Raw genomic sequence first — 24,391 nt, 5'->3', positions numbered from 1 at the left:
TAGACCATGAGCGATACCCCTCCCGATCGTCTGTGCGCCAGCCCGGATAGCCCGTACTACAACGAAGAAGTTCTGATGCGTGGCGTTGGTGTTCGTCTCAAGGGCGAAGAAAAGACCAACGTTGAGGAATACTGCATCAGCGAAGGCTGGGCCCGTCTGTCTGTTGGCAAGGCTGTGGATCGCAAAGGCCGTCCGATGACGCTGAAGGTCACGGGTCCGGTTGAAGCCTGGTTCAAGGACGACGCGAAAGACGCATGATGACGCAGGTCAGCCCCCGCCGGATCATCATCGACACGGATCCGGGTCAGGACGATGCCGTGGCGATTCTGCTGGCGCTGGCCTCGCCAGAACTGAAGGTGGAATCGATCACGACCGTTGCCGGTAACGTGCCGCTTTCCCAGACGACGAAGAATGCCTGTGCTCTGCTTGAGTTGGCAGGGCGCGAAGATGTGCCTGTTTATGCTGGAGCCGCTCGTCCGCTCTACAAAGCACCTATCAGCGCCGAGCATGTACATGGGGAAACGGGAATGGCTGGTGCAAACCTGCCTGAACCTCATCTTCGTGCCCGGTCTGTCGACGCCGCGACGCATATCATTGACGTACTGCGGAAAGAGCCTGCGGGAACCATCACACTTGTCTGTCTGGGCCCGATGACAAATCTGGCCCACGCCCTGACGCATGCTCCCGATATTGCGCCGAAAATTGCCCATCTCGTGGCGATGGGCGGTGCACAGCGGGAAGGTGGTAACATCACGCCAACGGCTGAGTTCAACTTCTTCGTTGATCCTCACGCAGCGAAGATCGTGATGGCTGCGGGCATTCCCACCACACTTCTGCCGCTCGACGTGACCCACCGTGCCATTGCCACACCACGTAGGCTCGCACCGATTGCGGATCTGAAAACGCCTGTTGGGGATATGGTAGTTCGGATGCTGGGAGCGGAAGACCGTTTCGAGAAGATGAAATATGGCTGGGAAGGTGGTGCGCTTCACGACCCGATGACGATTGGCTGGCTGCTTCGTCCAGACCTGTTCAGCGGTCGGGAATGCAATGTCGAAATTGAAGTCGAATCCCCGTTATGCTTGGGGCAGAGTGTGGTGGACCTTTGGAAGGTAACCAATCGTCCTCCCAATGCGTTATGGATTGATAACGTTGATTCTGACGCGTTCTACACCCTTCTGATGGAACGACTGGCCCGTCTGATATAGGGTTTTCTCTATCGCCAGTCCCGTGACTTTGGAGCATCGAACATGGCAGACCCGACCCCACAGGATCGCTTCTCCGTTGTCATCATTGGTGGTGGTGCTGCAGGCATCACTATTGCCGCACAGCTGAAGCGCCAGAGGCCAAATCTCTCGGTGGCGATCATCGAACCTTCAACAACACATGCTTACCAGCCGGGCTGGACGCTTGTTGGCGCAGGCGTCATGACGCTGGCGGAAACGCTGCGTCAGGAAGGCGGACTGATTCCGAAAGACGTCACCTGGCTTCGTGACAGTGCGGTTTCTTTCGAGCCAGACGCCAATACCGTCACGCTTGAAAGCGGTCGTGTTGTGGAATATCGCCGTCTTGTTGTCTGCCCCGGTTTGCAGCTGGACTGGGACAAGATCGAGGGGCTTCCCGAGACGCTCGGCCGCAATGGTGTGACGTCCAATTATTCGCGCGAAACAGCAGCTTATACCTGGGAGTGCATTCGTCATCTGGATGGCGGAAAAGCACTGTTCACACAGCCTCCGATGCCGATCAAATGCGCAGGCGCGCCCCAGAAGATCGTGTACCTCGCCAGTGATCATTGGCGTAAGGAAGGGTCACTTCACCGTACTGAAGTCGATTTCTGCATTGCTGGCGATGCGCTGTTTGGTGTCAGCTACTTTGTCCCGTCTCTTCAGCGGCAGATCGATTTCTATGGGGTGAACCTCCACAAGAAAGAAAATCTCATCAAGGTAGATGGCGAGAAACGGGAAGCGACGTTCCAGATTGTTGGTACGGACGAAACCGTTGTCCGTAAGTTCGACATGCTCCATGTCGTTCCGCCACAGAGCGCCCCGGATTTCGTAAAGAAAAGCCCGCTGGCTAATGCTGCGGGATGGCTGGATGTCGATCCGGCAAGTTTGCGTCATGTGAAGTATGACACCGTGTTTGGTGCAGGTGACGTGATCGGAACCAGCAACGCCAAGACGGCAGCAGCAGCGCGCGAGCAGGCCCCCGTTGTCGTGACGAACCTGCTTGCTTCGCTGGATGGTCGGCCGCAGACGGGTGCTTACGATGGTTATGGTGCCTGCCCGCTGACGGTCGCTTACGGCAAGGTTGTGCTCGCAGAGTTCCTGTATGGTGGGAAGGTTGCTCCCAGTTTCCCATACGATCAGCGCAAGCCAAGCCGTTTTGCCTGGTTGCTGAAGACCGAGGTCTTTCCTCGGCTCTATTGGCAGGGAATGCTCAAAGGATATGACGTGAAGGTCAAGCACAAGGTGAAGGAAAGCGCCTGAACTTTAGAGGGCGTAGAAATAAAAAAGGCCGGGAGAAAATTCCCGGCCTTTTTTATAGCCATTGATCTTGCAATGCTTTTGCGAACAGAAAGTGGAGCCGTAGCGCCACTTTCTGTTCGCATGTTACGATCTGGAGATCAGAAATGGACTCCAAGGCTAAGCTGGAATGACCGACCCAGCATCGCATCGTAATAACGATTCAGACTGCCTTGATTCATGATTGTGCCAGGGTATTTCGGAAGAGCTTCCGTAATGTTGTTGATCATGAAGTTGGCATCGAAATTCTTCGTGATCTTATAGCCAATCGTTGTGTTGAAGTAAGCAAAGTCAGGGCGGCTGTTATGCTGGTAGGTCGTATCCGCAACCTGAAGAGCATATTTTGACTTTCCATAGTAAACGGTCTGCCACTGTACAAACAGAGGACCGCGTGTGTAGTTCAGGCTAAGAGTGAACTGGTTATCCGGATTGGCCAAATCTCCCACCTGCATGTAAGTGCTGCCAAGATAGGTCTGTTCGTTGCGAACATAGTGGATATATGTCCCACGTAGTTCGAGGTTTCCTGCGCTTGATGGCAGGCCAACACGGCGCAGCGGCAGATAATAACTTAGATTAGCCTGAAGAGCCTGCATGTGCTGGTTGGCAATATTGTAATAGCCACTGTGAAAATCGGTGATCTGATGATCGGATCCGCGCTGAAAGCTTTGGCAGTATGCGTCATTCGGGTTGTAAGAGGCGGAATCATAGCATGCAGACATGAGATCGCCGACACTCAGGTCCGTAATCTCGTTCTTGATCTTGATATCGATGAACGAAGCCGTCAGATCGAACCCTGGAACGAAGTGCGGATGCAGTTCCAGTGTACCCGTGAAGCTTTTGGAAGTTTCATTTTTCAGGCTCGTATTGCCGCCGTGCGTCCCTGGCATTGTCTGATTGACGATAGTGGACTCAAAGCCGGATGGAATGCCTGCTTTGGCGCAATTGGCGGCACGAATGGCTGGGTTCGGACCGGAATTTACGTATTCCTGAGAGCAGGGATCGTGCGCGCTAGAGTAAAGCTGTCCGTTAGGAGAAAAAAGCTCGGTAACAGAAGGATTTCGGACAGACTGTGCATAGTTGCCTGACAGACCAAAGTCCTGCGTTGGCCACCAGGCACCACCGAACATATATGTCCAGTAATTGCCTGTAATGCTGTTATTGATAAAGCGTCCGTTTGCCGTAGCGCTCAGGTTGTAAATACCTGGCACGTTCATGTTCGGGGAGACCAAGGGAATGTCGAGTTCTCCATAAACTTCATGCGTATGGTAGGCACCTGAGACGGGCGTAATGGGAATGCTATTTCCGTAACGCTTGTAGCTACCGTCGTCCTGAAGCCAGCCTCTTGAGAAGCTGCCGGGATCGAAGTTGTAGCTTTCACGACGGTGCTCGTAACCAATGTCCCAACGTACGTTACCAGCAGGAAGCTTCACAATTGTGCTGTTGATTTCAGCTTGCAGATCACGTTGAGCGTTACTGTTTTTCTGATGCGCGTCTGCAATCACATAATCACGCGCAGCTGGCGTCATTTGGTTGTAGCCAAACAGGTTGATCGGGGAGCAGGTTGAACTACGGGTTGCGATTGGCGCACTGTTATAAGGTGTGGCGCAAACAATATTGCCATTGCCATCTGTAGTGGCATTCAGCGCGTTCATGAGGTTCTGTGTGACAATGGATGGTTGCCACGTGTCATTCATGTACTTGCTGTACTCTCCCTGAACCTTCCAGTTAAAGCGACGACCAACCGCCTCAAAGTCTCCGTTCAGCCCTCCCTGGAAACGGAACATCTGGTTTGTTGTCTTGAACATACCGCCATCCAGATCCTGGTTGAGGCGGTTCATGTAAAAGGTGTCAGGTGATTGACCTGCGGCAACCAGTGCGCTGCGGATCTGTGAACGGACTTCCGGGCTCAGATACGGGTTGTTCGTGCTGACCGTATATGCACCGTTTACGATGGAATCGCTTGTATAACTGGCGAGAGATACCGGGTCGTCAAAACCACTGTCAGACCATGTTCCCTGTGCAACCGTGCTTGATGCTGAGCCGCGCTGGTACCAGCCCTGCCATGTTGCGTGCAGATGATCGGTAAAATCGTAATGCCCCAGCGTCGTCAGGTTTAGAGAATCTGAAGGGGTATAAAGCTGCTTATAATTGGCGAGTGAAAGCCCATTACCGCCGGTGGCGTAATAATTACCCTTGAGAGCCTGATTATAGGTGATTGGGACCAGAGAGCGACCATCCTGACTGAACATCATGCCGTTTCCTGTAGGGGAAGACAGTGCGACGTTTGCTCTACCGTTGCGCAGCGGCATTGTTCCATAATCCGCCGATGTCATCGGGATGCCTGTTACAGAACTCTGGATATAGCGGCTGTTGGGTGTCACGACATAAGAATAAGGGGATGACGAACCGACAGGAGTGCGCCGGTACCAGTCAGAGTACTCTCCTGTTAGGTTCGGGCGGTCATTTCCAACCATTCCACCGCTGTTGCGGTACTCAACATCAAAAACGACGCCACCTTTGTGGTGATCGAATTCTGTACCAGCTTTAAACGTGATCTTTTCCTGGGGGGCGTCTAGATTCTGGGTCCAGTTTCCCTGAGCATTGAAGTCAACACCAGTGAAATGGTCATCCAGTTCAAAGTTGACCACACCTGCTACTGCGTCTGCACCATAAGCAGCACCAGCGCCACCGTATTTCGTATCAATATTTTTGATAAGGGAAACGGGAATTGTTCCCACGTCCACCTGGGATCCGGTTGAAGATCCGAAAATAGAGGCAGTAGAGCCGCCAACCATGCGCATGCCGTTGACTAGTGTGAGCGTTCTTTGCTCACCCAAGTTGAAGAGGGCCATGAAGGTCTGGCCAGCACCAAATTTCCCCTGGCTGCCGATGGGGCTGTTCGATGGGGTTGAAAAGGCCGGGTTCTCACGGAGAAGTGCCAGACCAAGATTGGTATACCCGCGGGCAGCGAGTTGCTTTGCATCCAGGCGAGTGCCAGCCATGACGTTTGTCAGACGTGTCTGGGACAGTCTGGTTCCCGTGACGGTGACAGTTTCAGGGGCAGAAGAAGGAGCCTGTTGCAGGGCGGATTGTGCTACCTTCTGAGCAGGAGAGGGCGTAACTTTCGTTGCGACAGCCGAACCCTTTGCAGAAGGCTGAGCAGTAATGGCAGGTGTGCCCGTGTGGGTAGCTGTTGTTTTTTTTGCTGCACCCTTATGGGAAACGGAATGATGTTTCGTTGTTGCGTCTGCACGAGCTTCTGAAAGTGGAAGCGCCGTATATGAGATGCCAGCCAACAAGGCGATTTTTAGAAAAGCCGCGGAAGGTTTTCTGGCTGATTTTACGTGAACGTGGCCCGGAACCGATGTGGTCATTGCTGGCGGTGGTCCTTTCAGTAACGTTTCTGAATGTATCTTCAATTGCGAAACTGAAAGGAAATGTCACACAGGCGCAATAGTAACAATCGTTACAAGTATTGAGATTTTCCACGTGTGTCTGTTTTGACACATTTATTTCAAAGTGTGTAAATCATGAATGCGTTTGCTATCACAAGTGGTAAAGTCACCCATAAATTTATATCAATATTTTAGGCGTGTTTGTGTATGGATGCGGTTCGGAGAATACTCCGCTGTCTCACGCTTATTATTTAAATCTACAGGGTTGGTCGACAGTGGGTTGTTCATCCGTTTGAATAACCATCAGGGTAACGGCGTCATCCCCGACATTTCCGGCGAAATGTCCGACGTGACCCTTTGCGTCTTTGCGACTCATCTGGTCTTCCCCGAGAGAAATATCGCCTGGGCCCATTTCAACGCGTGCTCCATCCATTGCCGTAACGTACCAGGTTCCCCTGAGTGGAATGATCCATTGGACTTTCGGGTCTGGGTGCCAGCTGCCATCCCAGTGGGGTGGCTGCACTGTAGAAATGATCTGGGCCTGTCCTTCCTTGAGGCGATCCTGCCATTGTGGACCCGCGGGTTTGGACATGGTTTTCAGAACGTAGTTGTGGAACGGGCAGCGGGTCATGTGACTGGTGCCATTATGATCCGTCCAGTTATGCCAGTAATAGGCTGTTGGAGGTGTTGGGTTTTCTGCCAGCGCCGAATTGCTCAAGGTGGAAATTGCAGAAACGACGGTGAGGAAGAGCAGGATGCGTCGCATGGCTTATGATTCCTCATGGCGTGGCGGTGGCTGATAGCGTTTGGTCGGTGCGATGTCGTCGAAGCGTTCTCGGCTGGGGGTGGAGAGAAGTTCGATGATCATTCCCCATGGTGCGCGACCGTAGCAGAACATGTTACCCGGTCCGGCTTCGAGGGAGGGCTGACCCTGTGGTTCGGTTAACAGTTCGCCACCCGCTTTTGTAAATCGGGCGCATGCGGCATGAATGTCATCGACGTAAACCGCGAAATGCTGGAGGCCGAAATCATTGGCACGAAGAGCCGCTCTCTGATCAGGCCCATGTATTTCGAAAAGCTCGATCCCTGGGCCGTGTCCGAGGGACATCATACATATTTCCCAGACGACGGTTCCTTGCGGCAGACCAAGGATTGCTTCTGTCTGCGGGCCTTGTTGAGGGGACACATGTGTGACGTTGCGATAAAGCGCAATCGCACCAAGAGCCGCTTCTAAAAACGTGATGGCAAGGTTGATGTCTGGAACGGTGACGCCCACGTGATCTATGCCTCGTGGTAGTCCCGAATGGTCTGGGGTCATGGAGAGATCCTTCACTGATGCGAAGGTCTCAACAGGTGGACAAGGGTCATGGTTTCCATGACCCTCACGAGTTTATGACGGACTGTTTCTGTTTCAGGCTTCGTCGATGGGGCGCTTGGGCAGCAGGGCTGGCACGAAGAAAAGGGTGCAGATCAGGGTGCATCCCAGAGACATGAGCAGAAGCCGGCCCATGCTGGCTGTCCCCGGATGTGCCGAAGTTGCCAAAGATCCGAATGCTGTTGCTGTCGTCAGGGCTGAGAACAGGACAGCGCGGGCTGTCGGGGAGGTTAGCGGGCCTTTGATTCCTTCACGCCAGTTCATCACGAAGTAGATGTTGAACGAGACGCCGACGCCCAGCAGAAGCGGCAGGGCAATGATGTTGGCGTAGTTCAGCGTTTCAGGAACCGTGACAATCAGGATGACTGTCAGGAGCGCTGACAGCAGAAGCGGTGCCATGACAAGGGCTGCATCGAGGATGCGACGCAGCACAACCAGCAGGATGATGCTGATCATGATGAGGGCAGAAATTGCAGCAACCGTGAACGCATGAACGATCGTGTTGGCGCTCTCCGTGATCTCCATGGCCGGGCCACTGATATCCGGGCTGACCGAGCGTAACTGTGACACGAACTGGTGCATGACAGGCGTTTCGGAGATCTGACCTTTCGGGTGAATGGTCAGGCGCTGACGTCCGTCAGGAAGGGCATAATCCCTGCGAACGTATGCGGGAATATTGTCAATCGTGATGGCCTGGGGCTGCAATGCCGTGCGCAGCATGGAAAGCTGATCGGGCAGGAAGCGTGTCAGCGCATGGCTGGCGTTGACCAACGTTGCGTCCGGCGCTGTTGAAAGTACCGTGAGAGCCTGACGGATCTTTTCCAAGGGGGCGGGGAGCTGTGCCTTGACGTCATTCAGCTTGGCTGCTGCGGCCACGGCAGCAGCGCGAATGGCAGCGGCATCTGGTTCTGCTGCGGGAGTCTGAACCGTGATTGTTGGCAGCAGGATTGAGGCCGTATCCTCGATCATTGTCAGCTTGTCGGTCTGGTCGTCTGGAACCAGTGCGCCTAACCATAGCACGTCATGCACGCTGGAAAGCTTCGAGAACGCTGCAGCATTTTTCGCGGCATCTGGAATATTCGGAACCAGAAGCTGTGCGAAATAGGGTGTGGTGATCGGATTGTCTTCCAGAAGGTGAAGCGCGCGCATTCCTTCTGTGTCCGGGTTTTTGGTGTGTAGAGGGTCTGCATCAAACTTCAGGAGCGGCATGAGAGCCACGCCGACAACGCCAAGAAGTGCAAATACCCCGACAACCTTCTTTCGCTTGTGGCGCAACAACTGGTCTACAGGCGCCATGAACGTGAAGCCTGGCTCACCAGAGCCCAGCTTTGCCCTGAAGAGAAAGAGCAGCGCTGGCAGCAGCGTCATGGTGCAGAAAAATGCGATCAGCATGCCAAACCCGGCGATCAGGCCGAGCTGGGCGACGCCGATAAAGCTGGTCGGAGTAAAAGCAAGGAAGCCCGCAGCCGTCGCGAGGGACGCCACGAGGATCTGAGCCCCGCTCTCACGACCTGTCAGCATAATGGCGTCATGGAGGCTAGGCATGGTGCCGTTGTCATGACGTTGCCCGCGGAAACGCACGCTGTACTGAATGGCAAAATCCACGGCGATACCAACGAACAGGATCGCGAAGGCTACAGAAATGAGGTTCAGCTCTTTCACGGTCAGAGCCGCAAAGCCTGTTGTGAGGAGTAGTCCGGAAATCAGCGTCAGCAGAATGGGAACGATGACGCGGATCGAATGAACGGCAAGCACGAGCCATAACGCGACCAGAACCAGTGAGATCACCAGACCCAGAACCATGCCGTGCGCGACAGTCGAGAATTCCTCGTCGTTCAGTTTGACTTCACCTGTAATGGCACCAGAGGCTTGACCGGCTTTCACAAACTCAAGGCTGTCGATGGCCTTGCGCATTGCGGTTGTTGCGCCCTGACCTGGCTGAAGGGAGCTGTAATCGAGCTTCGGTTTCGTAACCACAAACTCGTAGCGGCTTCCTAGCTCAGCCAGTCGTCCGACCAGAAGGTTTTGCCATGACAGGTCCTGAGGATGACTTGCAGCAGCTTTCGTCAAGGAATCTGCAAACCCGTCCAGAGCGCCATTAAAGCCGGTCGGGATGCCTTGGCCAGCCTTGATGCCGTCGCCGATCAGACCGAGTGCGCCAAACAGACCGCGGGCAGACGGGTCAGCTGCGAGAGTTCCGAGGAAGGGCTGGGCAGAGACGATGGAGTCCAGAAGTGGCTCAAGGTCTTTCTTGTCGAGAAACAGGAAGCCATGGCTGTTGAAAAAGGGGTTGTCGCCCGGCAGGCTGACCATCTCGAAATGGTCATGATCCTGACTCAGCTTTGCTGCGAGTGCCCGAGCCGTTGCCCGACCCTGTTCCGGAATCTGGCTGTCGATGATAGCAACCAGCTGGTTATCATCCTGAGGGAAGAGACGATTCATCTCGTCCGTCCGCTGTTTCCAGGGCAGACTGCTGGCAAACATCTTGCCCGTGTCAGTTGTCACACTGAGGCGCATATAACTCAGTGCGACACATCCCGCACAGAGAAGCGCAAACAGAACCACCACCAGTGGCGCACGACGTGCACAGGCGGCATTCAGCCGGCCGATCAGATCCGAAAACATGGGGCCTACCCTTAACAGAACGGGCAGCATTTCCCTACCCCAACCTGACATTTCCGCCATCATGGGGCACAATGGAAGCCATGACGTGGACTCTCGATGGCATGGCTGAACATGAAAGTGTGATCAAGGGAAGTACTTTCCTTGCCCGTGCTGCCCCTGTGCCAGACGAAACAGCGGCTCTGGCGTTCTTTAATGAAGTTGCGGTTCCGGATGCGACGCATAACTGCTGGGCTTTCCGGACGGGACAGCGCTATCGCACGAGCGACGACGGCGAACCTTCTGGTACGGCAGGGCGCCCGATCCTGTCTGCCATCGAAGGGCAGGATTTCGATAATGTGATGGTCGTTGTGACGCGCTGGTTCGGGGGCGTAAAACTTGGGGCGGGAGGGCTTGTCCGGGCTTATGGTGGGGCTGCGGCGGCCTGCCTGCGTGAAGCGGCCAAAATCGAGCGTATTGAAACACTGCCTTTACGGTTCCATTGCCCTTTCTCGATCTATGCTCAGGTGGAAGCCAAGCTGCCTGGATGGCGGGCGGAAAAAACCCTTTGCGATTTCGATGCCGAGGGAGCCTGGTTGACGCTCGCCGTTCCGGTTGAGGATGCAGAGGCAGTGACGGACTATCTCCGTGACCTGACACGCGGGCAGATGGTCATCAGCCGACCGGATTTATAATAACTATATATAAAAGTGATAAATAAAATCATACTTTACACATTGTGTAATGTGGGGCTCACTCACGGTTGTGGTTTCTTCCTGCCAATCCGTGGGTCTCAATGGTTTTTTCTGTTCTTCGTTGCCGTCAGGAAAGAAGTCTTTCTGCCGGGCTGTTTGTTCTGGTCGCGGGGCTTGGGAGTCAGGCGTACGCTCAGACCGTTATCCTGAAAACCAGCCCATTGGAGCAGCCTCCGGGCGATGAGGAATGGATCAAGGTTCCATCAACCGAACGGCCGATCATTCAGGATTATCCTCATGCCGGTGTCGTGGGGCAGCCGCGACGCATCACGGCAAAGCAGAATCGTGCACCCAATGGGCATCAGGGGCCTTGGGGGGACTTCAACTATGGGAATGGCGAGGCAGCAGGGTTTGGTCCAGTAGGTCGCTACGGTGCGGCGGCCTGGGCAGAGGATTGGAGTTACCTGCGGGACAAGAGCAAACGCACAGATTTTTTCGATCCACTGAAATTCATCGCGCTGAATAGCAGTCGCACCATCTGGCTGACCCTGTCAGGAGAATCGCGCCTGAGGAACTGGTACGAGGAAGCGCCATTTCTGGGCAGAAGTGGCAAGGCGCAGTCGGGTCGTTTCGGCGTCCGTAACCTTCTGGGAGCAGACCTTCATCTGGGCGAGCATGTGCGGCTTTTCGGGCAGCTCATCAATGCGGATGCCGGGGGCTGGCGAGGGTATGGGTACAGTTCGACTTACCGGAAAAGGCTGGATCTGCAACAGGCTTTTGTCGAGCTGAAAGGCAAGGTTGCCGGAGCGCAGACTGGCATCATGTTTGGTCGCCAGCAGTTTCTCGATGCCCCCTCCTACATGCTGTATAATCGTGAAACGCCAAACGTTCCGCTGTCCTGGAATGGTGGCCGGTTTTATGCGCTCTGGCCTCGTATTCGGGTGGATGCTTACGATTTCGTCCAGACCAAGACGGATAGTTATCTGATGTTCCACAATACCGAGGATTACGGAACGCGCCTGTACGGTGGGAATACCACGATGATTGTCCCGGCCTTTTCGGTTGGCGGGGAGAAAGTACATTCATTTCTGGATCTGTTTTATATCCGGTATCGCTATAGCAGCGGCCTTTCCGCCGTACCGACAGCCTCTCGCGTTCTCAAGGGGACGTCGTCCCGGGGAAATCTGGGCTTTCGGTGGTATGGTACATCGGCTTCGGTCGAATATTCCGTGGGCGCGCTCTATCAGAGCGGTACATTCCAGTATGCGGGTACTGAACGTAAAAGCAGTGTTCGCGCCTGGGCGGTCAATACAATCGTAGGATACCGTCATACGCCGTCACCCCTGCATCCCTTTCTGGGGGTACAGGCCGATGTGTATTCCGGCGGATCGAACGGTCAGAACGGCACAATTCACACTTATATGGCACCGTTCAATCCACAGACGAACTATCTGGACACCACGACCTATATTTCGCCATCCAATCTGGTCAGTCTGTCTCCTGTTGTAAGCATTACCCCGTGGAAAGGCTTCGCGTCCCTGCGGCTGAAAGCGCCTTTCATGTGGCGGCAGAACGCGAATGGAGCGATCTGGAGTTCGTCTGGCGCCTATACATTCGCCCGGCCTTATCGCGGTGGATATGTGGGGGTCGTGCCGCAGGCTTCTCTGACATTACAGCTGGACCATCATCTGACCTGGCAAATCTACGGTGCGAGGTTCATGGCTTCGAAAAGTCTGCGGGCTGCAGGTGCGCAGAGCGGGAGTTATGCGCAGTCCAATGTGACGTTCAGGTTCTAGGGGACGTCAGTTCAGAACCTGTTTGGACGTATCTTCTGGCAGGGGTGTCATATTCTCCGTGACAGGAGGGAAAATATCTTCTAGCCGGTTCTGAACTGCAGCGTCTGAAAAATGTTCGCGGAGCAGCTTTCTGGCGGCTGTGACCTGCGCCCGTGCTGCGGTAGGTTTCAGAAGCGCCGCAGTTTTCTGCGCAAAATCCTCGTCCGTATCAGCGACGGCTTTCCGCCAAACGGGATCGTCGCTGTCGATCAGACCTTCGGCGGCTATGGGCGTCATGATGATCGGCAAACCCGCAGACCATGCTTCCAGAACCTTTCCCTTGATGCCAGCGCCATATCGGAGGGGGGCTACGCAAAGAGAGACGTCTGCCAGGGCTTCTTCAAGATTGGGAACATGCCCGATAATTTCCACACCCTTTTCAGCCAGCATATGAACAGCGTGTGGCATGGCGCTTCCAATCAAACGGCAGACAAGATCCGGAACGAGTTTCTTCAGGTGGGGGAGAATATTCAGAACCAGCCATTTGGCAGCATCCGTATTGGGAGCATGACCAAAATGCGCGACGAATGCGATGATCGGCTTCTGGGTTTTCTGACGAGGGCGAGGTCTGACAGGGACGGCCCAAGGCACGATATGCACATCTGCGGTTGGTACCACCCGCTTGAGTAACTCGGCTTCGACGGGTGAATGTGTCAGGACATGATCGGAAATCCAGGCACACATGTTTTCGCGTACCGCGATATGTGTTGCGACCCGATCAAGTTCCGGTCGATGCTCGATGCTGGCCTGCCGACGCAGGCGCAGCGATGCCAGATCTGCGATGTTCCAGACCAGTGTGGCTGTTGGGGCGAAGGCACGTGTCAGAGCGGCGTAGCTCTCGGCATTGTTCAGTCGATGCAGATAAACGACTTCCAGGCCTGTTCCGAGGCGCTTGAGAGCCTCTTCTGGGCCAGTGAAAACAGGTGGCATGAGGCAGGTAATGCCCGCTTTCGCCAGACGGTGCTGATCCCGTTCTGAGGGAGGCTGTCGGGAAGCAATGAAGCTACAGTCATAGCCGAGAGCCTGCGCAGCCCGGATATGAGACAGCAACGCGACAGACCCTGCATCAAATGTCGGATCGGGTGCGCGGTCATCAACGAAAAGGGCACAGGGCGCGACAGGTTTGGCAGTTTCCTGACGACGTGCAGCCCGCTGTTTCAGGCCTCTCTCTTTGAGCCTCACAATGTCCCCCCCACTCTCACTGCGGAGTGCATCAGCCGTGGATGTGAGAAAAGACAAGGCGTCACTGCGGGCCTGATCCGTTGTGAGGCTCTGCATCAGTGTGGAGAAATGGCGTTTGAACGAGTCATCCAGCACTTGAGACTGGGGGATGTGGATAGGGGAGCCGAACCGTTCCTGACCATGAAACAGTTGAATATCGTGGTCTTTGAAAGGGTCCAACGCAGCACTGAAAACATAGTCGAAGCCGTAGCGTCCTGACCCCAGACCGGCTTCTCGTAGATCCCGCCGAAACTGATTGGCTGGGAAACGGGTGGTGGGGTTTCCATCAATAATGGCTGTCAGCCAGACTGTGCGTTCCATGTTGAGTTCATCACGCACCCAACCCGCGATATGCAGGCGGTCGGTCTTGTCTACGGATCCCGAAAGAACACTGGGGAGTGGTTCGATATAAAACGGTGATCCGTTGACTGGCCGATCAAGAAGGGAATCCAGGATTTCTATCAAACATCCTTCATGGGGAAGTGGCTCCGGCCATACACATTCGAAAGCGCATTGGCCCTCTCTGGGAAGGCCAGCCAGATCGACACGGAACGTATCGGCTTCAATGTCATCAACAAGCCGTCCGTCCATCAGGATATGAAGACGCACGGGGTGGTCTGCTGCTTCCAGATCGACAACCCATCCCGCGACGCGTTCTCGGTCACAGACATCAATGTAACCGATCAGAGGCTTCGGCACAGTTCCGGCTTATCCTTTGGTCTTCAGGCGGCCTTCTCAGAGAGAACTTGCTGGGCGTAGTTCTTCAGGCGTTGATGAATACGGGCCAACTCTGCCCCATCTTCCAGACGCGGGGCGCAATACTGCGGGGGCATAACGGGAGCATCCGGATAGAGTTCGTTATATTCGTGAGCGTTGTGAAACATCCCGCGCGAACTGTCATCCAGAAAACTTTCGGAGGGTGCGCCCTCGGCCAGAAGAATGTCATGGGTTTCCAGCTCAAGGTGAATGTAGTTGATTTCGTTGGGTTTTTCGATCTGGATAATGGTTAGATCGTTGACCAGATGAAGTGCTGGAATGAGATACCCATCCAGAAACATGGCATGGAGGGGGGACACGGTAAGATCCCGACGTGGGAGGTTGTTTCCAAGAGCCCCTTTGCGAATCAGGATTGGCAGGACATCCCGGTTTCCATAAGCAAAGATGGGATCATAGGATCGGCGGCCAATCCAAGAAATTGGACGTAATTGACCAGAAGCTGTGCGAACAGGTGTGCCGATTTTCAATTCTTCGATGGGAAGTTCTTCAGTCTCGGTCGCAATCAGCGTTCCCGGGCAGTAGCAGGGGGTTCCAAAACCCATCTCGAAGCGATTTCCGGATGCCGCTTTTGTAAAATAGAGCGGGGAGGAGAAATCTCCCTGAATAGCAAGGTCTTGAACTACAGTTCCTGCGGAGATGACTTCCAGTGTTCCGGATGTGCCGCTCGTTGAAACGACAGCCGCGCTGACGAGGTTGCTAGAGTTATCAATGTCGTTGAAAATAAATACCGCACTGCTCTGTACAGTTATCGGGTCCGTGAATGTTGTTGAGGACCCGAGCATAATAATGCCTCCCCCTCTGACGGTTATGTCTGAAAGCGTGGCATCATTTTCCCCGATCAACTCGCCTCCGCTGGAGACAGTGACGTGGCGGGCGATTCCAGTGACATCAAGCAGCCCATCTGACAGGAGGGTAACATCCTCAGACGTGCCATAGACAATCTGCTCGCCGCTGATTTGAACGGGATAAGCTACGTCCATCGGATTGGTATTGATATTATAAAGGGCCAGATTTTTTGTGACCCCGCTGATTGTGGTACCTGTGGCGTAGCCGCCCGCGGACACGATGGAAACGCCCGCCGTCTGGACGTTAATACCACTTGCATATCCACCAGAAGAAATATGCTGAACGGCCGAATTGATGCTGAGTATATAGGGATTTCGCATTCCAGCAGTAACAATATATTCTTCTCCCTGAAGCGTTGTATTCAGGGCTGAACCCCCATTAAGGACAATCTGGGTACCGGATGCTGCACTGGAATTGAAAGCACCACCTACTCGATAGGTTTCGGCAATAACATTTGTATCAATGACCACTCCGCCAGACTGCACAATCTGCAGTCCAGGGTAATACATGTTATTGAAATTATAGGGCTGGTCCTGGCCTTTTACTGTAAAACCCACAGCAGAACCAGCGACAGTCTGTGTGATTCCGGAGGCATAACCTCCAGAAACGGTCGTTCCGGCTGGAATTTCAGTGGGGTTAGGATCTCCTGACAGACTCTGGATCTGTCCACCTGAAGATACGGTCAAAACAGATGTACTGATCAGTATATCAGAAGATATCGACATAAGAATTCCTTTATTAAATGAGAAGGAACAGTCGACAGGTCAGCTTCGGAATGCTGCATGCCAAGAAGTAAGATTTTCTTCAGGCATGCTAGAACACTTCGCGGTAGTATTGATCGGTAATAATTCGTTAAACTTTGAAATTATTATGTTTGGTTATTGGGAACTTTTCTTGTCTTCCGTCAGCATTTCTACGAGATCAGTCAGGTGACCGATCTCGTGGAGCCGAAGGCCTGCGGGAGGCTTTACGCGTGCGGATGCGGTCGATACCCGTCTTGGAAGAATCGTTTCACCAAACCCCAGCTTCGCCACTTCTTTCAGCCGCAGATCTGCTTGGCTAACCTGTCTGATCTCACCAGAAAGTCCAACTTCACCGAAATAAGCCGCTGTTGAGGAGGTGGGTTGTCCTGTTGCGGCGGAAATCAGCGCGGCGGCAACGGCCATATCCGCAGCAGGTTCGTTCACGCGCAGACCGCCTGCGACATTAAGGTGAACATCCATGTTGGCCAGTTTAAGGCCGCATCGTGCATCCAGGACAGCCAGAAGCATGTTGAGGCGGGACGTGTCCCATCCCACGACGGCACGACGTGGGGCGCCGTCGCCGGCTTTGGGTGAGAGAAGAGCCTGTACTTCCAGGAGGACTGGTCGTGTTCCCTCAAGTCCTGCGAAAACGGCCGATCCTGCGATGTTGCCCCGTCGTTCCGCAAGGAACAGGGCGGAAGGATTGGGAACCTGTGTCAAACCGGTATCGGTCATGGCGAAGACGCCGATTTCGTCTGTTGCGCCAAAACGGTTCTTGGCGGCGCGCAGGATACGGAATTGATGGCCACGGTCGCCTTCGAAATACATGACCGCATCGACCATGTGTTCCAGAACGCGCGGACCGGCCAGAGAGCCTTCCTTGGTGACATGTCCGATTAGGATCAGGGCAAAACCGAGCGTCTTCGCAAGCCGGATCAGTTCGAAGGCGCTGGCCCGAACCTGTGCGACAGAGCCTGGTGAGCTTTCCACGCTCTCCAGCCACATGGTCTGGATGGAATCGATGACAACCACCGTGTGGGAGCGATCGTTTTCCAGTGATCCCACAATGTCTCCGACATTGATGGAGGCTGCGAGAGCCAGCGAGTCCAGCGTCTTGCTATCTTTGGCCAGTTCCAGTCTCTGCGCCCGGATGCGGATCTGATCCACGGATTCTTCGCCCGAGACATACAGGACTTTGTGGCCGCTTCGGGCCAGAGCGCAGGTTGTCTGGAGCATCAGGGTGGATTTGCCGATCCCTGGATCACCGCCCACCAGCACCACGGATGCAGGCACAAGGCCGCCACCGAGAACGCGGTCCAGTTCTGCAATACTGGTTGTAATACGCGGCGGCGGTTTGGCTTCCCCGTCAAGCCTGACCGTCTGGAGGCGACCTGCGCTCAGTTTTCCGGTCTTGCGAGCGGTCGGTTCAGCGGCTTCCTCGACCAGCGTGTTCCATTCTCCACAGGCTTCGCACTTCCCGGCCCATTTGGAATAGACTGCCCCGCAGGACTGGCAGACAAAACGTGCGGTAGGTTTCTTGGCCAAAGGGATGTCTCGCTGGATGGATGTCCGGGATGCCTTCCCGATATAGGGAGTGTTCCCGTTATGATCCAGTCAGCGAGTGCGTCAATCGTCGGAGCGGATGATGAGCCTTGCCATGATTCGGGCAGCCGTAACGATCAGGAGCAGTATGAGCGCCTGGATGAGCAGGTTCTGGGTCTTGGGCGGATGCATGAACAGGATGAGTAGCATCGGCAGTGCAATGACATAGGTCAGACCAAGACGCTGCCACACTGTGCGGGAGATGGGTGGACGGCGGAACTCGTTCACTTCCGCAGTTCCATGGTGATCGGCCCTTCCCGGCGCCCATGGGTGAACTGGTCCACCATGGCATTGCCAGAGTGCATCAGGTCCGCGGCCAGTCCCTGCCAGACCAGTTTGCCATGATAGAGCATCGCTGCCCGGTTACCGATGCGCTGGGCAGAGGCCATGTCATGCGTAATGGCGATGGCGGTTGAACCGAGTTTCTGGACACAATCCACGATCAGGCCATCGATGACAGCCCCCATGATCGGATCCAGCCCGGTTGTTGGTTCGTCAAAGAACAGAATATTGGGCTGTCCGGCGATGGCGCGTGCCAACCCGACGCGCTTCTGCATCCCGCCTGAAAGCTCGGACGGGCTGAGTTGTCCAACAGACGGATCCAGTCCCACCTGCTCGAGAATGCCGCCTGCCAGTTCACGTGCCTTGGCACGGGACGGGACGGGGCCATCACGATCTGAGTGCTTGGCACGCAGACCGAAGGCGATGTTGTCTGCAACGCTCATGCTGTCGAACAGGGCAGCATTCTGGAACAGCATGCCGATCTGTCGGCGAATGGCTTCCTGACGGCTGCGGGACGCTGTGAGGATATTCTCGCCGTCGATCTCGATCGTGCCAGTATCAGGTTCGATCAGGCCAAGAATACACCGTAGAAGAACGGATTTTCCTGATCCGGAACCTCCGATGATGACCATGGATGTGCCGGTTTCGACGTCGAGATCAATTCCATCGAGCACGACCTTGGAGCCGAAGGCCTTGGAGAGGCCGCGGATGCGGATTTTTGGTGTGCTCATTGAGAGAAGAACAGATCTGTCAGGAGGTAATCGAACAGCAGAAGCAGGATGGATGCTCCCACCACAGCGGCGGTTGTCGCAGAGCCAACGCCTTCTGCGCCGCCACGGCTGTTATAGCCATGATAGCAGCCCAGCAGCGCGATCAGGAAACCGAAGACAGCGGCTTTGACCAGGCCAACGACGACGTCGATGGTCTTCAGGGACTCCAGCGTGGCCGTGATGTACGTGGAGGGTGAGAAGCCCAGCTTTGCCACCGAAACGGTGAAGCCACCCAGAACACCCAGCACGTCCGCCACGACGACAAGGCAGGGCAGGGCGATTGTTCCGGCGAGCAGGCGGGGCGTCACCAGATATTTCATTGGGTTGGTCGAAAGTGTCGTGAGCGCGTCGATCTGATCCGTGACGCGCATGGTGCCGATCTGGGCGGACATTGCCGCGCCAACACGCCCGGCGACCATCAGGCCGGCCAGAACAGGACCGAGTTCACGGGTGACAGCCAGCACCACAATTCCGGCAATCGCGCTTTGCACATGGTACTGCCCGAACCCGACATAGGACTGAAGGGCGATGACCGCTCCCGAGAACAGGGCCGTCAGCGCGACGACCGGCAGGGAGAAAAATCCCGTTTCGATCAGCGTGGACAGGAAGATGCGCCAGTAGAACGGCGGTCGCACCAGATGCGACAGCGCCTCCAGCGCAAACATGGCGAGAGCGCCCGACTGACGGACGAGGCCGAGGACGGCACGGCCAAGGGCCGCTATGGGATCAAGAACGGCATTCACCCTTCTGCCCCTACCCTGACCGCTCGGTTACGTCAAAGTCTGTCTTGCTCAAGCGGAGCGTTCCAGGTCCCGGAATTGCCGTTCCAGAGCGAAATCCGGAGACGTGACGAACTGTTCCATCCGCGCAAGCCTTGGTTCAAGACGGGCGAGCCGTTCGTTCAGGCGGATCAGTGCCGGGCTGAGGGATACGGCATCCGGAGCGGAAGGGTGCACCCGGCTGGCATGACGCTGCTTCTGTTCGCGAGCGGTGTGCACGACTTCTTCATAAAGATCGACGGCACGGCGGGTATAATGGATATGGGGTGGTTCAACGGTTGTATGCGCCCCTTCACCACGACGTTCCCGCATCCGCGCTTCCCAGTTGCGGACAAATGAGGCGTATCCCTCTGAAGCATCCGTCCAGAGATTTGCGAAAAACGATTGGCCAGTTCGCTCACGGTAGCGACGGGCCCGACGTAGTATGAGCCCGATGATCACCAGTGTGATGATCAGCCGTATGAGGCTGTGATGATGCGACGAATGGGTGTTCAGGAGTATTGGAACGTTTCCGAGGTGACTGGCCTCTGTAGCGGACAGATGACTTCCAAGACTGGCCAGAACATCCCTGGCAATCGCGTCTCCATCAACCTTGTTCGTCGTCTCGACATGAGCCCCGCCGGTAGCCTCGACATTCAATGCACCGCTACCAAAATGTGTTTGCGAGAGTGTCTTTGTGACACGATCAACCGTCACGTTTCCACTTCCATAAACTGCAAGATGTGCAGCCTTCGCCCAGACATGGGCTGTAATGTCGGAAGATCCCATGTCACGGATGGAGAGCGTGTCGATCCAGCCGCCTTTTATGGTCAGATCACCGCTGGACGTGGCCACAAGCTCAACGTCAGGAGATTGGGCTGTGCCAATAGAAAGGTCACCGTTGGAAAAATTCTGAACTTTGACATTGCCGAACACTCTGTCGATCGAAACATTTCCATTGCCCGTCATCCGGAGCGAAATGTCGGAGGCCTGTTCGATTCCAACGTCGCCATTCGCGGTAAACCCGCTCATGCGTCCTAGGATACCCGTGGCAATAACGTGGGTTTCATTGCCCCGGAAACCAATATTCGTTCCCATCGGAACTTCAATTTCCGCGCTCCCATCCGTATCGCAGGAATGATCCTTGAGGCTGAGTTCCAGCTTGTCGTGACCGTCAATGGTGAGAACAGCGTTTCCGCTCAGGACGGAGGGCGTAACGCCCGCGCGGATATGCAGGTCTGTGAGACAACTGGGCGCCAGATCCAGAAACCGCCCAGGCGGTGTATTCACGCCGGTGGATGCAGGCGGGCTGGGAGGGGGCGGTGGTTCAGGTGGGAGGGGAGGCGTCTGTGCCAGAGCCGAAGTCGTGAACACCGCGCTCAGGACAAAAGCCGCACACCCTTGCCCAAGGTTCCGCAGGGACCTGTGTCTGGCCATGGTCAGCCTCCCTGCTTGCCAGCCTCATCCGAGGCTGGTTTTGAAGCCGCTGGGGCCGGGGTGGATGGTGCCGGATCAGTATGGGGTGTTTCGGGAGCGTTAGACCCGGTGGTCGTGGGGGGCGATACCGGCTGAGGTGCGGAAGGTTCCTGCTGGTTTGTAGCAGGAAGTTTTGTCGCGGGCGCCGCTGTTTCAGGAATGGGGGCCTGAACCTCAGGTGAAATGGTTGACGCAGGCGGGGTAGCTTGCGGGATAGGCTGAGAAGGGGGCGCTGCAGGTTCTTTTGAGGGAGCTGGCATCTCCTGTGGCGCAGCTTGTGAACTGGGCTGAGGGGCGGGAGCCAGAACGGGTGGTGGAGGCGATGTCTCGGGTGCTGTTGGAGAATTTGTTGGTACGGCTGGAGGGGCAACCGGAGCCTGAGGCTGAACTGTAGGGGGTGTTGGTGGCGTGGGGGAGGCTTCGGTCGGGCGATAGACCACACCGTTTTGGGCTCCCACACGGACAGAACCATTGCCAGACCGGACGATGGGGCCGGACACGCGCTCGATATTGACCGCGCCTGTGCCATTGGCTGTGACGGTGGCAACGGAGGCATTGCCCAGAACCGTTGCAGATGCGTTATCGGCCGTGACGATCGTCAGGGCCTCGATGTCGCCCTGGGAGATCGTGAACGAGGCTTGATTGGTCAACTGCGCTGAAAGGGCCGTCAGCTTCGCGGAGTCGGCTGTGAAGGTTGATGTCCCGGATGCAACGATCTGGGCGGCTCTCTCAAGCGATCCGATATGGACGTTCGAGGCCCCATGCATGCTCAGGTCCAGCGACTGGGTGTTCTCGATGTCCATTGAAGTGGAGTCGAGACTGGCATCCAGCGAGGCAAGCTTTCCCTTGATCACGAAGTTTGTGTCATGGCTGTCGTGGATTGAGACGCCGGTATAGGGCGAGACGCTGATGGTCAGCTTGCCACTGGGCGCACAGCTTTTGGTAGCAATGGAAATGCGGCTGTCCCCGTCTTCCTTGCCCGTTCGCATGGTGACCTGAGTGGCGCTGCTGCTGTCGAGCGTGGCGCCGTCTTTCATGGTGGTGTCCACGACGATCCGCACCTGACCTGTGCACGGAATCGCCAGATCCAGATCTTCGCCGGACATGGAGACGCGCGCAGCCTCGGCCGGATGGACAGAAGCTGTCCCTGCCAGCGTGGCCAGCAGCAGTATGCGCAGGGCGGTGCGGGACGTCATCGTGAACTCCTAGCTCTCCAGCCCGGGATATCCTCGTCGAGGATGCGTTCGAGCTGGTCGATCCTTTCTTCCAGACGCGTAGCATGGGCTTCGGCCTGTGTCAGGGCAGCCTGAAGATGTGGGTCTGGTATCCCCTGATTCATAGCGCCACCTGCACGCGCACGAAGCAGGCGCGGCCCTAGGACAAGCGCCGGGATGAACCCCAGGGTCAGGACGACGGCGACAAGGCCAACAAAGTCCTCATTCATAAGTCAGACTTTCTTCCTGCTCTCATCAGGCGTCACGCTTCTTTTCGGCAATCCGGCGCTTTAACGCTTCAAATTCATCTTCTACCGCCGCATCCGTTTCCAGCGCAGCCAATTCATCATGCAGGGAAGGACGACCGGATCTGCGACCCAGATCATAGGCTTCCGCCTTGCCTTCAAGTTCATCCAACGCCCGCTCCACCTGCTCGAAACGACCCAGCGTGTCGTCAATGCGGGTATCATAAAGCTTTTCACGCGTCTTGAGGCGACCTTCCGCTGTGCGGGCACGCATGGTCAGGGTCTTCTCGCGGGATTTTGCATCCGCCAGCTTGGCCTGAAGTTTGGCGATATCGTCGTTCTGGTGTTCCAGCCCTTCCGTCACCTGCGCGATCTGACGCTCCAGCCCTTCGCGGGACTGCTCAACCGTATGACGGGCGGCAAGGGCCGCCTTGGCGAGATCGTCTCGGTCACGCTCAATGGCGAGGGTGGCTTTGCGGTGCCATTCGTCTTCCTCGTGCATCATGGTCCGCACACGGCGTTCGAGCTGCTTGCGCTCCGCAATGGTGCGGACGGCCTGACTGCGGACCTCAACAAGTGTGTCTTCCATCTCCTGGATTACGAGACGGATCATTTTCTGCGGGTCCTCGGCCGTGGCGAGAATCGCATTGAGATTGGAGTTCACGATATCGGCGAGCCGAGAAAAAATACCCATGACGCTTTCCTTCCTGAGAACTGGATTAGAGCACAATGACCTGTCTTGTCAGCGGGCTCGTTTTGGGGATGTTATGGTTGTGACAATCTGAAGTGGCGAACGAGGCTCGGAAATGGCGAGATCCACCCAAGCGGACGAAGTTCCGACACCCATCGGGCGGGCTCCGGCATTTCTGGCGATGCTGGATCAGATCTCCCGTCTTGCGCCGCTGAAGCGTCCTGTTCTGGTGATCGGGGAGCGCGGGACGGGCAAGGAACTGGTGGCTGCCCGCCTTGCTCTCCTGTCGGATCGCTGGGATGCACCACTGGTGAAGCTGAACTGTGCAGCGTTGCCGGAAGCCCTGTTGGACAGCGAACTGTTCGGACATGAGGCTGGCGCGTTTACCGGTGCGCAGAAGCGGCGTCTGTCTCGTTTCGAGCGTGCGGACGGCGGTACGCTGTTTCTGGACGAAATCGGCACCGCTTCGCTGGCTGTGCAGGAAAAACTGCTTCGCGTTATTGAGTATGGCAGTTTTGAACGCGTTGGTGGCAGTGAGACAATCCGGGTGGATGTACGCCTGATTGGTGCGACTAATGCGGATCTGCCTGCTATGGCGCAGGAAGGCACTTTCCGACCGGACCTTCTGGACCGTCTGGCCTTTGATGTGGTCAATGTTCCGCCGCTGAGAGCGCGCGAAGAGGATATTCCTCTTCTGGCTGAGCATTTCGCTACGAAGATGAGTGCCGAGCTGGGGCGCAAACTTTTTTCCGGCTTTTCCCAGAAAGCGCTGCAATGCCTCATGGATCATGACTGGCCGGGCAATGTGCGAGAGCTGCGAAATGTGGTGGAGCGTAGTGTCTACCGGATGGAACAGCCGGAGCGTCGGCTGGACGAGATTGTCCTTGATCCATTTGTGACGCCGGACTGGAACGCGCGCGTGACTACGCCGCCAATCACTACGTCCAATGCGACTACGGACATTCCCCGGACGTTCCCGCTGGACTTTTCTGAAACGGTCAAAAGCCATGAACGCACCCTTCTGGAGGCTGCCCTGCGTGAGGCGCAGTTCAGTCAACGACAGGCTGCGGAGCTTCTGGGGCTGACCTACTATCAGTTCCGCCATCACCTGCGGCTGCATGGTCTTGCAGACAAGGAAGCGCGGAAGGCTTTGACCCGAAAAGGATAGACGTGCGTTCATGCCTGTATTTGATGCACGAAGCGTGCCAAATCCGGTATCTGGAGATTTTTCGTTTGGAATCTTAAAAAATAAGGCGTTTTCGGGAGAAAATGGCCATGGGTTGGCGAAATTGGCCACAACTGTCTTTTCGGGCATCGGACCAATGAGAATTTCTCAAATAAAC

General features: G+C 55.7%; 20 protein-coding genes. 6 read left to right on the top strand and 14 right to left on the bottom strand.

Going from position 1 to position 24,391, the window contains the following annotated elements:
* The first annotated feature begins 6 nt into the window (after window positions 1-6).
* Genes B7444_RS03915 through B7444_RS03905 form a run of 3 tightly spaced genes read left to right on the top strand, consistent with a single transcriptional unit; the run spans window position 7 to window position 2,486 of the window.
* Window positions 7-258, top strand: a complete 252-nt coding sequence (locus B7444_RS03915; protein WP_007284068.1) for a DUF3297 family protein — start codon at window positions 7-9, stop codon at window positions 256-258.
* On the top strand, window positions 255-1,208 hold the full coding sequence (locus B7444_RS03910) for a nucleoside hydrolase (RefSeq protein WP_007284069.1): 954 nt from the start codon (window positions 255-257) through the stop codon (window positions 1,206-1,208). The genes B7444_RS03915 and B7444_RS03910 overlap by 4 nt, the downstream gene beginning before the upstream one ends.
* A gap of 42 nt (window positions 1,209-1,250) precedes the next feature.
* Window positions 1,251-2,486 carry an NAD(P)/FAD-dependent oxidoreductase gene (locus B7444_RS03905; RefSeq protein ID WP_007284070.1) on the top strand — a complete coding sequence of 412 codons (1,236 nt, stop codon included), beginning with the start codon at window positions 1,251-1,253 and terminating at the stop codon, window positions 2,484-2,486.
* Window positions 2,487-2,623: 137 nt separating this feature from the next.
* On the opposite strand, the gene B7444_RS03900 is transcribed toward B7444_RS03905, so the two are convergent.
* The 4 genes from B7444_RS03900 to B7444_RS03885 form a co-directional block, all read right to left on the bottom strand.
* Entirely contained in the window at window positions 2,624-5,896 is a 3,273-nt protein-coding gene (locus B7444_RS03900; protein ID WP_007284071.1) for a TonB-dependent receptor domain-containing protein, read from the bottom strand.
* Window positions 5,897-6,164: 268 nt separating this feature from the next.
* Window positions 6,165-6,683 (bottom strand): cupin domain-containing protein, encoded by a 519-nt coding sequence (locus B7444_RS03895; protein WP_007284072.1) that lies wholly within the window; start codon window positions 6,681-6,683, stop codon window positions 6,165-6,167.
* 3 nt (window positions 6,684-6,686) lie between these two features.
* Window positions 6,687-7,235: a VOC family protein gene (locus B7444_RS03890; RefSeq protein ID WP_035729462.1), complete on the bottom strand. Its 549-nt coding sequence runs from the start codon at window positions 7,233-7,235 to the stop codon at window positions 6,687-6,689.
* A gap of 93 nt (window positions 7,236-7,328) precedes the next feature.
* Complete coding sequence (locus B7444_RS03885; protein WP_007284074.1) at window positions 7,329-9,917, bottom strand: MMPL family transporter; 2,589 nt, start codon at window positions 9,915-9,917, stop codon at window positions 7,329-7,331.
* 71 nt (window positions 9,918-9,988) lie between these two features.
* Between B7444_RS03885 and B7444_RS03880 the strand changes: the two genes are divergently transcribed.
* Window positions 9,989-10,588, top strand: a complete 600-nt coding sequence (locus B7444_RS03880; protein ID WP_007284075.1) for an IMPACT family protein — start codon at window positions 9,989-9,991, stop codon at window positions 10,586-10,588.
* Window positions 10,589-10,689: 101 nt separating this feature from the next.
* A complete protein-coding gene (locus B7444_RS03875) occupies window positions 10,690-12,384 on the top strand; it encodes an alginate export family protein (protein ID WP_007284076.1) in 1,695 nt (564 codons plus the stop codon).
* A 6-nt stretch (window positions 12,385-12,390) separates the two neighbouring features.
* On the opposite strand, the gene B7444_RS03870 is transcribed toward B7444_RS03875, so the two are convergent.
* The 10 genes from B7444_RS03870 to pspA form a co-directional block, all read right to left on the bottom strand.
* On the bottom strand, window positions 12,391-14,343 hold the full coding sequence (locus tag B7444_RS03870; protein WP_007284077.1) for a glycosyltransferase family 4 protein: 1,953 nt from the start codon (window positions 14,341-14,343) through the stop codon (window positions 12,391-12,393).
* Between the two features lie 23 nt (window positions 14,344-14,366).
* Complete coding sequence (locus B7444_RS03865; RefSeq protein ID WP_007284078.1) at window positions 14,367-15,992, bottom strand: Hint domain-containing protein; 1,626 nt, start codon at window positions 15,990-15,992, stop codon at window positions 14,367-14,369.
* 153 nt (window positions 15,993-16,145) lie between these two features.
* Window positions 16,146-17,555 (bottom strand): DNA repair protein RadA, encoded by a 1,410-nt coding sequence (gene radA, locus B7444_RS03860; RefSeq protein ID WP_007284079.1) that lies wholly within the window; start codon window positions 17,553-17,555, stop codon window positions 16,146-16,148.
* An 81-nt stretch (window positions 17,556-17,636) separates the two neighbouring features.
* Complete coding sequence (locus B7444_RS03855; protein ID WP_035729460.1) at window positions 17,637-17,840, bottom strand: hypothetical protein; 204 nt, start codon at window positions 17,838-17,840, stop codon at window positions 17,637-17,639.
* Window positions 17,837-18,625, bottom strand: a complete 789-nt coding sequence (locus B7444_RS03850; protein ID WP_007284081.1) for an ABC transporter ATP-binding protein — start codon at window positions 18,623-18,625, stop codon at window positions 17,837-17,839. The genes B7444_RS03855 and B7444_RS03850 overlap by 4 nt, the downstream gene beginning before the upstream one ends.
* On the bottom strand, window positions 18,622-19,407 hold the full coding sequence (locus B7444_RS03845) for an MlaE family ABC transporter permease (RefSeq protein WP_007284082.1): 786 nt from the start codon (window positions 19,405-19,407) through the stop codon (window positions 18,622-18,624). Before B7444_RS03845 ends, B7444_RS03850 begins: the two co-directional genes overlap by 4 nt.
* 48 nt (window positions 19,408-19,455) lie before the next feature.
* Window positions 19,456-20,859 (bottom strand): DUF2807 domain-containing protein, encoded by a 1,404-nt coding sequence (locus tag B7444_RS03840; protein ID WP_035729458.1) that lies wholly within the window; start codon window positions 20,857-20,859, stop codon window positions 19,456-19,458.
* Between the two features lie 2 nt (window positions 20,860-20,861).
* On the bottom strand, window positions 20,862-22,094 hold the full coding sequence (locus tag B7444_RS03835; protein WP_007284084.1) for a hypothetical protein: 1,233 nt from the start codon (window positions 22,092-22,094) through the stop codon (window positions 20,862-20,864).
* A complete protein-coding gene (locus tag B7444_RS03830; RefSeq protein WP_007284085.1) occupies window positions 22,091-22,342 on the bottom strand; it encodes an envelope stress response membrane protein PspB in 252 nt (83 codons plus the stop codon). Before B7444_RS03830 ends, B7444_RS03835 begins: the two co-directional genes overlap by 4 nt.
* 25 nt (window positions 22,343-22,367) lie before the next feature.
* Complete coding sequence (gene pspA, locus B7444_RS03825) at window positions 22,368-23,051, bottom strand: phage shock protein PspA (RefSeq protein ID WP_007284086.1); 684 nt, start codon at window positions 23,049-23,051, stop codon at window positions 22,368-22,370.
* A gap of 112 nt (window positions 23,052-23,163) precedes the next feature.
* On the opposite strand from pspA, the gene pspF reads away from it, so the two are divergent.
* Window positions 23,164-24,216 (top strand): phage shock protein operon transcriptional activator, encoded by a 1,053-nt coding sequence (gene pspF, locus B7444_RS03820; protein ID WP_035729455.1) that lies wholly within the window; start codon window positions 23,164-23,166, stop codon window positions 24,214-24,216.
* Window positions 24,217-24,391: the final 175 nt, after the last annotated feature.

It is taken from the genome of Gluconobacter thailandicus F149-1 = NBRC 100600 (assembly GCF_000964465.1).
Taxonomy (GTDB): Bacteria; Pseudomonadota; Alphaproteobacteria; order Acetobacterales; family Acetobacteraceae; genus Gluconobacter; species Gluconobacter thailandicus.
The sequence above is the reverse complement of the archived record's forward strand: the minus strand, read 5'-3'. Positions and strand labels throughout refer to the sequence as shown.